At 42.7% G+C, this 8,855-nt stretch carries 8 protein-coding genes and 1 pseudogene; 4 read left to right on the top strand and 5 right to left on the bottom strand.

Annotated features, from left to right (window positions below; genetic code table 11):
• Positions 1 to 148: 148 nt before the first annotated feature.
• Entirely contained in the window at positions 149 to 1,753 is a 1,605-nt protein-coding gene (locus R7P74_RS16155; RefSeq protein ID WP_318122971.1) for a S8 family peptidase, read from the bottom strand.
• Positions 1,754 to 2,148: 395 nt separating this feature from the next.
• Between R7P74_RS16155 and R7P74_RS16160 the strand changes: the two are divergent.
• The 4 genes and pseudogenes from R7P74_RS16160 to R7P74_RS16175 all read left to right on the top strand — a co-directional run.
• A pseudogene (locus R7P74_RS16160) lies at positions 2,149 to 2,474 on the top strand (transposase); the annotation flags it as partial.
• Positions 2,475 to 2,810: 336 nt separating this feature from the next.
• A complete protein-coding gene (gene hemB, locus R7P74_RS16165) occupies positions 2,811 to 3,791 on the top strand; it encodes a porphobilinogen synthase (protein WP_225473899.1) in 981 nt (326 codons plus the stop codon).
• Positions 3,792 to 4,078: 287 nt separating this feature from the next.
• Positions 4,079 to 4,510 carry a hypothetical protein gene (locus R7P74_RS16170; protein WP_225473901.1) on the top strand — a complete coding sequence of 144 codons (432 nt, stop codon included), beginning with the start codon at positions 4,079 to 4,081 and terminating at the stop codon, positions 4,508 to 4,510.
• Positions 4,468 to 4,797, top strand: coding sequence for a hypothetical protein (locus R7P74_RS16175; RefSeq protein ID WP_225473902.1), 330 nt, complete (start codon positions 4,468 to 4,470; stop codon positions 4,795 to 4,797). The genes R7P74_RS16170 and R7P74_RS16175 overlap by 43 nt, the downstream gene beginning before the upstream one ends.
• A 185-nt stretch (positions 4,798 to 4,982) precedes the next feature.
• Here R7P74_RS16175 and R7P74_RS16180 read toward each other — a convergent pair whose 3' ends face one another.
• The 4 genes from R7P74_RS16180 to R7P74_RS16195 all read right to left on the bottom strand — a co-directional run bounded on the left by R7P74_RS16180 (position 4,983) and on the right by R7P74_RS16195 (position 8,631).
• Positions 4,983 to 5,213, bottom strand: a complete 231-nt coding sequence (locus R7P74_RS16180) for a hypothetical protein (protein ID WP_262634373.1) — start codon at positions 5,211 to 5,213, stop codon at positions 4,983 to 4,985.
• Positions 5,214 to 5,340: 127 nt separating this feature from the next.
• Positions 5,341 to 5,589, bottom strand: coding sequence for a bacteriocin immunity protein (locus tag R7P74_RS16185; protein WP_225473906.1), 249 nt, complete (start codon positions 5,587 to 5,589; stop codon positions 5,341 to 5,343).
• 343 nt (positions 5,590 to 5,932) lie between these two features.
• A complete protein-coding gene (locus R7P74_RS16190) occupies positions 5,933 to 6,178 on the bottom strand; it encodes a DUF7683 domain-containing protein (RefSeq protein ID WP_225473908.1) in 246 nt (81 codons plus the stop codon).
• Positions 6,178 to 8,631: an S-type pyocin domain-containing protein gene (locus R7P74_RS16195; protein ID WP_318122972.1), complete on the bottom strand. Its 2,454-nt coding sequence runs from the start codon at positions 8,629 to 8,631 to the stop codon at positions 6,178 to 6,180. The genes R7P74_RS16190 and R7P74_RS16195 overlap by 1 nt, the downstream gene beginning before the upstream one ends.
• Positions 8,632 to 8,855 lie beyond the last annotated feature (224 nt).

Consider the following 8,855-nt stretch of genomic DNA (forward strand, 5'->3'; position numbering starts at 1 on the left):
CCGCTTCGAGTTGAGTTTTTGAAGCAAAAGGCCAATACGTTTGAATAGCGTCTCCTCTTAAACACTGCATTCCCTAAAGCACCGTATTCCCAAAAGAAAAGCCCACCGAAAAGCGGGCTTTGTTCTCTTTTAGTAAAGAGAAGAATAACTAGTAGCTCGCTTGAATGCTGACACCGCTATAGTTTGAGTAACCTTGAATCATGACGTGATAACTTCCACTTTGCGTCGCACTGACCGTACATGTTTCATTGTTACCGTATTTGAAAGGTCGGCAGTCCCATGCATTCAGTGCTGGTTTTGCTCCAAAACGGAGATACAAATCCGCATCGCCACTGCCACCATACATTTGTACGGTTAAGCGCTGCCCAGCTTCTACATCAACATAGTAATACGCTACTTGACCAGTTGAACCACTTAAACCACTTACTGGCACGCCCGAGGTTAATTTGCCTTCTGGGTCCGGTGTTGGATCTGGGCCACCACAGTCTTGGCCACAATCTGCATCCGTTAAGCTATAAAGTAGCTTGTTCACGCTGCCTCTTGTGTCCGTCACTTTTCCGCTAGTTGCGCGGCTAACGATCAAGGCCTCTACTTGGCTTGGAGACAGTGAACGGTTTTCTTGAAGATATAATGCTGCTACACCCGCCACATGTGGCGTCGCCATCGAAGTGCCACTAATGGTTTTGTAGCCACCGTCATACCATGCGGATTTGATTTGTGAACCTGGCGCAAACACGTCCACACAACTGCCCCAGTTTGAAAAACTCGAACGTGCATCCGTGCTAGTGGTCGATCCGACAGTTACTCCGGAAGCAACGCGTGCTGGAGAATAGTTACACGCATCGGAGTTGGAGTTACCTGCTGCAAGCATAAAGCTGACACCTGACTGAACCGCACTTTGCACCGCACTATCCAGAGCGACGGATTGACCGCCGCCTAAACTCATGTTGGCGACTGAAGGTCCGGAAGCGTTCGCAGCCACCCAGTCCACACCGGCAATAACACCAGAAGTAGAACCCGATCCGGTACAGCTCAATACTCTCACGCCGACAAGGTTGACGTTTTTTGCAACACCATACAAGCTGCCGCCAATGGTGCCAGCTACGTGTGTGCCGTGTCCATTACAGTCACTTGCATCTGCATCGTTATCGACAAAGTCATACCCTGAAACTGAGCGACCACCGAGCTCAACATGCGCGTTATTCACACCAGTATCGATAACATAAGCCGTTACCCCAGTCCCATCAAAGTTGGCACTGTAGTTGTTATCGAGTGGCAAGTTTCGTTGGTCGATTCGGTCTAGTCCCCAAATGGCATTGGTTTGATTTGCGTCTTCCGAGACTATTGGGTCAAGCGATAGGATTCTGTCTTGCTCAATGTAGTCCACACGAGGATCAGAACGCAGATCTTTTAGTTGCTCAGGACTCAAGTTAGCGACAAATCCACTTATCGAGTGGTCAAAAACCGACTCCACTTGTATCGAATACAAACCAGACATGCGGTCTACGGATTGTTGCGTGAATTGCTCGAGTTCCGGTGAGTTGCTCGCCATCATTTGTGGTTGTTGAAATACCACTATGTAGCGATCTGCAATGGCGATCTCGTCCGGTGCGAGCATTAATGTGGCTGGTAATATGTCCGGAGCTTGTTGTAACTCTGTACTGTACACAATCTCATTGGATTGCGAAAAAGCGAGAGAAGAATGAAAACAGAGCGCGGAGGTGATACAACAACTTAGTAGTTTCTTTAACATAAAATATTCCTTGAAATCATAGTCTTGTTGATTTTTACCTAGTACCAAACTGTCAACACGAAAACACAGACAATCAGCGTAGTACGTGCTGAAGTGACGTTACACAAGTCAAACTAGACAATGAGCAATCATATGCATAACCGATAATAATTCGCATACTCAGAAACATGATCAATAACCAAGCTTTATTGAAATTGAAATGCAAAGATTCATTTAGACTTAGAGCAAAATCCCTAAAATAGAATAATTCTACACACCTGACATATTGCCTGTTATATGACTTCATCTTACCGATGATTTACGCAATAAAAACCTAATTATCCTTTTATTGGTCATAACTCAAATCGGTTGATAGATGTTAATATAGCCACCTGATTTCTGATGTTTTTTAACTCATGGTTACTATCCAAGTTCAATGTCGTTTCTATAATAAAACTAGAGCCCGTTCGTGAACATGGAAAAGGGCATTCTGGCTTTCCTCGCTCCAGATGTATCGAGTGTCTAAAGAGCTTTCAGCTCGATTAAGTTTACGAAGCCTGCAAGCCAGATGAAAAAGAAAAAATTGTCGATATGTCAACGAATAGTTCTGGCGTTAGGGAAACAGTAAAAGTGTTGAATTTCGCTTACAACACGGTATTGAGTACTTTAAAAAATCTCGCCAAGGTAAGTAACCTCAATGCCTTTCGATAAAGCAAATATAAGACTAATTTGTAAACTTGAAAGGCTAGCTGTATTGGTTGAGGAATATGAGGAAAACACTTCCCCATTTAAGAACTGAAACACACTTTTGCCCCAAAATCATTTGGTGCAAATACTCTTTTAAACTTTGAGGGCATATGTTTTCCATACCTTAAGTTATACGAATCCTAAATATAGAAAAGTATTGCGTTACGGGCTGCCACCTCATTTCTTAAATAACTATTGACTGATTTTGTATTGAAGAGCAGAGTGAAAAAACTGCATTTTTAGATCAAAAAGTGATTTGTTGCTAAAGAGAAATCATAAGATCTGACTAACGAATCTTTTCATCGAGTAACTTAAATTAGGATATGATATTTTGAATACGGCCCCAATACGACGCCTTAGACGCCTCCGCAGTTCCGAAGCTATGCGAGATTTATTAAGAGAAAATTATGTGCAGCTAGGTGATTTAATTCATCCTATATTTGTCGAGGAACATATAGAGCGAGCTGTGCCAATTTCTACTCTACCTAACATAAGCAGAATCCCAGAGTCTCATTTAGCGGATGAGGTCCGAGAACTTTATGCTTTAGGTATACGCTATGTGATGCCTTTTGGTATATCTCATACTAAAGATGCGCAAGGAAGCGACACATGGAATGATCATGGTTTACTTGCACGTATGATTAAAATAATAAAGTCTGCTGTGCCAGATATGATGGTCATTCCAGATATTTGTTTCTGTGAATATACTGATCATGGACATTGTGGAGCAATAAAGAGTAGTAAAGTGTGTAACGATCTTACGGTTGAAAACTTGGTCAAGCAAGCTTTAGCAGCAGCTCGAGCGGGTGCTGACATGTTAGCCCCTTCAGCAATGATGGATGGTCAAGTAAAAGCGATTCGTCTGGGTCTTGATGCTGCCGGTTATCATGACGTGGCAATTTTGGCACATTCAGCTAAGTTTGCTTCTTCCTTTTACGGGCCATTTAGAACGGCAGTAGATTGTGAACTCAATGGTGATAGGAAAGACTATCAACTTGACTATGCCAACGGTCGACAAGCTTTACTCGAAGCTTCACTTGATGAAGCTGAAGGTGCTGATATCCTTATGGTCAAACCAGGTACACCTTATTTAGATGTGCTTTCCCGCTTAAGACAAGAGACTCATTTACCGTTAGCAGCTTATCAAGTAGGTGGAGAGTATGCGAGTATTAAATTTGCGGCTCTGGCTGGTGCTCTAGATGAAAAGTTAGTGGTGAACGAAACTTTTATTGGGCTAAAACGAGCGGGAGCAGATTTAATTGTCAGCTACTACACCAAGCAGTATGCGAAATGGTTAAGTGAAGAAGTTTAGCTGAATATTTGACTATGAATTTTAATAAGTAACATAAGTTCTCTGCCGCAACAGGACTGTGGACTAAAGGAATGCTCTTCGTCCACATTATTCAACTTTCAGATTTGGCATATTCCCAAGTGTTTAAAGCTTTAAGGTTTCAGCCCGTTCTGGCTGAAACATTTCTGCCCCTAAGTGTGTTAGAACTCATGGTTGCAACATTTGCGAAAGTTCTCTTTTGACTCAATTAATCTAATACACTTAATATGCAACTATATATCACTCTAATGCCGATTAAAGAGGTAGCTATGGTAGCGGCAATTCAAGACCGTATTACAGAAGTTCGCTACTTTCTGCAAGTACGATTAACTGATATACATGAGATTCAAGCACATCCGGACAACCTCCCCGTAATGCAGGCTGTATTGTACTCATCCTTTATAGATGCATTAGGGGCTACACGATATGGTAGTAATGTTGACACTCGAGAACGCTTTACTCGTGTAATCATAGAACATGGCAATTGGCTCGAAGCTGAAAAAATATGCCCAATGCATCTACATCGTTTTTTGGACATCTCACCAGGCTTGCCCAAACTAACACAACACTTGGCATTTTTAATCGATGATTGGAGAAGCAACCAGGATGGTATGATTTTTCTAGATTTAGCTCCGACCAAAATTGAAATAGCGGTATTATGGCCGGACAATGGAGAAAAAAACATCATAAAAAAACACTAAGTCATTTCACTTACGCAAATTTACTATACGGTATGAGAAATGGACTATTACACCAACAGTATGCTGCTAAAGGCTTGCCTCTATTTCCGAAGGAACAAGAAAACGTACATTACATTTTCTGGAATAAACTTGAGAATGGCGGTCAACTAGAACTTATTTACCCTACTCAATTTTTGGCTAAACTATGTGATACTTTGCTCGAGAGCGTCATGAATGACTTCGAAGCAAAGAATGAAAAGCCATGGGATATCGGTCATTTTCCAAATTACTTAATTGATGGGCTGTAACAAAATAGCTTATTTTTTCCCCATTATAAGACAGAGTAAATACTCATTCATATCCTGTTAATTGGGTTTTGCCTTACTAAAAGTAATCCATTCTTCTAATTCTGTTCGTTGTTAATCCTCGTGTTGTATTACGGGGGGGGGGTTCTTAAGTTGTCTACATCGTATACAGAACCGCCATGTTGTATTTATTCAAAATGGTGCATTTCGAAAGAACGTCTTCCCCCAACGGCACCCTTAAACCTTGCTTGAGGAGCTTTGCCATCCATCATCTTTTTAAGGTTCTCAGGTATAAATTGACTTGAATCGGGAGTAGTTTGCCAACTTGCTTCACCGTTTTCTTCTGGCGTCCAATTGATGGTTGGTCCGTTATCTTCAATCGCAATGGACAAAATGTTATGTTCACCGAGAACAGCCATAAGGTTCTGACACAAGAGGACTTTGAACTGTTTTTAGAACAGATTGAATCGTGTGAATAAGAAAAGGCGTCATCGTGACTCCTTTTGCTTTTTACTCTTTTAAGCAAGGTTTTCCTTGATTAGTATACTACTCTTTTATTTCTAAAATAACACCGTCAGGAGAGTCATCTCTACCTGGGGAAGGGTGGAAGATCACAGCATTACCATCAGGGTGAGATACTAACTCTGAAAAATGAGCGGATAGATTTGATATATGCAAGTCATAAGCTTCATCATCTAAATCGTTAGTGTCGGTATCTTCGAAAAATTCTTCTAAGAAGCGATACAATTCCGCCTCGGTGTAGTCTTGTAAGGCATCTTTAATCACAAGCTTCATATTATTGAACCTTATGTATCTCAGCAACAGTAGTAAATGTCCGCTTTGAAAGTGTCACAAGAGAGTTTTGAGCTGATATTAAGCATTAACTTGAGCATATTTGATGATTCGCTCGACGGTGATTTCAGGGACACCTTCAAGTAATTCTTGCAGTATAAATACTTTTAAGAAGTAGTCATACCCCTTCGGTAAGCCTCCATCCTCTGGCTCTGTGCAAAGTAAAATATGGGATTCAGGATTCCATGTACTGTCAATGTAAATAGTTAAGTCAGGATCTAAATGTAAATGCCTATTGTTTTGTACTATTTGTGATAGATTCATCGGAGCCGAGGTTTTCTCATATTTAGTCGGCAGTACCTAACTGATAATCATACTCTGGTTCATAGAAGTATTTATCAATCAACTTCTCTATGTCTAAAGCTTGCGCGTCACTAATATCAAATCCGCCAACCCCACTTGTTAGGAACTGAATATCATCTTCTTTTAACCCTAATACTTGAGCAATTCCATCGAGGTGTTCTTGTTCAATGGCTAACTCTGAAACGAGTAACTCAGTCTGTTTGTCGAACTTTTCAATAACAATTTTCATTATTTCTCTACCTTTCTAGCCGGGTCTGCTTCTTTTGTTTGCTCTCCCGATATGTGATCAAACTCGCCGATATGTTTACCATTTTTCGTATAAATTTCGACTTTTCCATGCTGAGAATCCCACTCGTAGATTCGTCCTTTTTTATCTTTCCACCGTTCTCTTAGTTTCCCTCCACCTTGTACTGACGTTTTTTTCTTTGCTTTAATTGCATCAGGGAAAACGGGTAATGGTGGGCTCCCCTTAGGGGCTGGAATGTACTTAATATCGCTATTCGGTTTGTTGTAAACCACATAGAGCGGAGCAATACCTGAGCTTTCAGGGAACACTAAAATCGCATCACGCCAGTCTTTTTCTTCTGGCGCAGGCGTAACGGTGACGTTCGCATCGCTACCCGAGTGGATTGGCGTGACCAGTATATCGTCTTTTTCAAACCCATCACTATGATCGGGGGTAGTTTGCCAACTTGCTTCACCGTTTTCTTCTGGTGTCCAATAGATGGTTGGTCCGTTCTCTTCAATCGCAACGAACAACTGACCATTGTTCCCCTGTTTCACATATTTGATGGGGATTCGTGTGTCATCTACATGATAGCCCTGTACGTGCGGATAAAACTCGCCATCTTGGGGCTCGGTAATGTGGACACGAACACGGCTTTGCGCTGTGGTCACTTGGCGTAAATCTTGGTCTGTGTATTGGGTGTTATCACCAAACAAGCTTTGCTGCATGGCAAACAAAGCGCCAATGCCCTCGACCTGCCAGCGGTAGCCCTCGACGATTTTGTCTTTCAATGTGCCGGCCAGTTTATCTAACTGCATCGCTGCGGTTTGAGTTTGCTGCATTTGCTCTGGGGAACCGGCGACAGCTGCGGAACTGCCCATAGCCATTTGTGCTTGTGTCGCTTGAATGGCGGGTATGACAGCAGCTGGGTTTGCATTGGCTTGTGCAAAGAAGAATGACCAAGGACCAAAGTTACTTATTGACTCTTGTTGGTCGCCAATTTCAATACATCCCTCTGGTCTGGTGCAGGATTTAGCGAACACGAGCAAGCTTGTGGCGTCTTTTAAATTGAGGATTACCACATCGCCTTCTATGCAATCGGCAGTGTTAATGGCTCTATATTTGGTCAACCCGAGCAATGGATCACTGTGCTGATAATGACTGTTGCGGATGTGGTTGTAAGTTTGTGGGCGCAGCGGCGGAAAGGTATTCTTTTTGTCCGGTGCTTGTTGTTGCTGTTTCTCAGCAACAGTAATTTCATCACCGACCGCGAGTGACAGAGGGTCGGCCTCAAACACTGGGTTAAGCAAGAGCAAGGCTTTAGCTCCCATACCATATAGTTCAGCGATGCTTTGCCAGTCTTCCCCTGCTGTTACGGTGTGCGTCGCTGCGGTTTGTTCCGCTTGCGTCTCATCGTTGTTAACTTCTGAGCGCGCTTCTTCCGGCTGTTTGACCGTATCAAACAATGCGGGGATATCCAACTTTATCCCGTTTTCACACAGCCAATCTTCACTGAGATTATCGAGCTCTTCACGCGTGATTTGTCGCTCAAGATAAATGATGTATTGATTTTCGATGATTTGATCGGCTAATTTCCAATACACCAAAATAGCGCTTTGGTCTTTAGTAAAACCACGCTCGTCATTGAGCTTGTCTTGTGTCGATTGCGTAGCGTAAAACGCCCACTTTTCTTCCCCAAGAATTTTGTATTCTTGGACAAGTTCGCCATCATTAAAGTGGTAGTAATAGCCTTCTGTAGGCAAACCTAAACGTTCACCCAATCGCACTGCAGGGACAACAGGTATAAAACCTTCCTCAGCTTTATGGCTGCCGGCTTTTTGTAATGTGACGGCTTCCAATGGTGTCAGTCCGAGATTGTCATCAGCGATGTGGATATTTAAACGCTTTGGCTCATCAAACACACATAACGCTGTGTAGCGGGTGCCTTGCTCGGTATTGGCTTGCTCCCAACGGGTCACCGCGTTCTCTTTTTCAGTTTTCGCTAAAGCAAAGTCACTGTGCACCATTTTCTTTATGGTGGTATCCGAGCATCCGACTTCGAAGCTGTACTCAAACTCCTTGATTAGTTCCTCTTCACTTGCGGTTGTGATTGGCGGCGGCGTGTAAACTCGTTCGGGCGTCGAGGTTTCCCCGATACAAGAGCGGTAACCTCCCGTTGCTCTGGTGGTTTTCGTTATTGCTAACAAATTATTAGCCGCATCATCCGAAAGCTCAGAGATAACCTCAGAATTCAGCCGCCAAGTTTTAGGACCTATTGGGTCGTTGTAACTAAGCAGAGCGGGAGTTTGAGGCGTATCACTCACGAGTGCGAGATTGCCTTCGTAGAGATGCTGTTTTAGCTGTTCAAAAGTAAGATGTGAAGGAATAGCAGAGGCGATATCTGCTTTCGAAATATTATGGAAGTTGCCCTCTATCAATCCAAATTCATGAGACATCACTTCCGAAAGAGGGAGGACTTTATAGGACACACAAATACCTAAAGTAAATACTAGTTATCACGGAAATAAGCAGTAAGCATGCCATTAACTTTCTTCTGAAAAAATCAGCTAGGTAGGACGATAGAAGTATACGCCGATACAATTTTTTGTTTTCAGCCCTAAACCACCTACTTCAGTAGGTGGTTATCATCCGTTTCGGCTTTGCCTGTAAAACTACTCAT

This window comes from Vibrio sp. 2033 (genome assembly GCF_033339735.1).

Coding starts and splice junctions, on each gene's coding strand:
- R7P74_RS16170 (WP_225473901.1), top strand. CDS start 4,079: ATGGTAGCGGCAATTCAAGACCGTATTACAGAAGTTCGCTACTTTCTG.
- R7P74_RS16175 (WP_225473902.1), top strand. CDS start 4,468: ATGGCCGGACAATGGAGAAAAAAACATCATAAAAAAACACTAAGTCAT.
- R7P74_RS16185 (WP_225473906.1), bottom strand. CDS start 5,589: ATGAAGCTTGTGATTAAAGATGCCTTACAAGACTACACCGAGGCGGAA.
- R7P74_RS16195 (WP_318122972.1), bottom strand. CDS start 8,631: ATGTCTCATGAATTTGGATTGATAGAGGGCAACTTCCATAATATTTCG.
- R7P74_RS16155 (WP_318122971.1), bottom strand. CDS start 1,753: ATGTTAAAGAAACTACTAAGTTGTTGTATCACCTCCGCGCTCTGTTTT.
- R7P74_RS16180 (WP_262634373.1), bottom strand. CDS start 5,213: ATGGCTGTTCTCGGTGAACATAACATTTTGTCCATTGCGATTGAAGAT.
- R7P74_RS16190 (WP_225473908.1), bottom strand. CDS start 6,178: ATGAAAATTGTTATTGAAAAGTTCGACAAACAGACTGAGTTACTCGTT.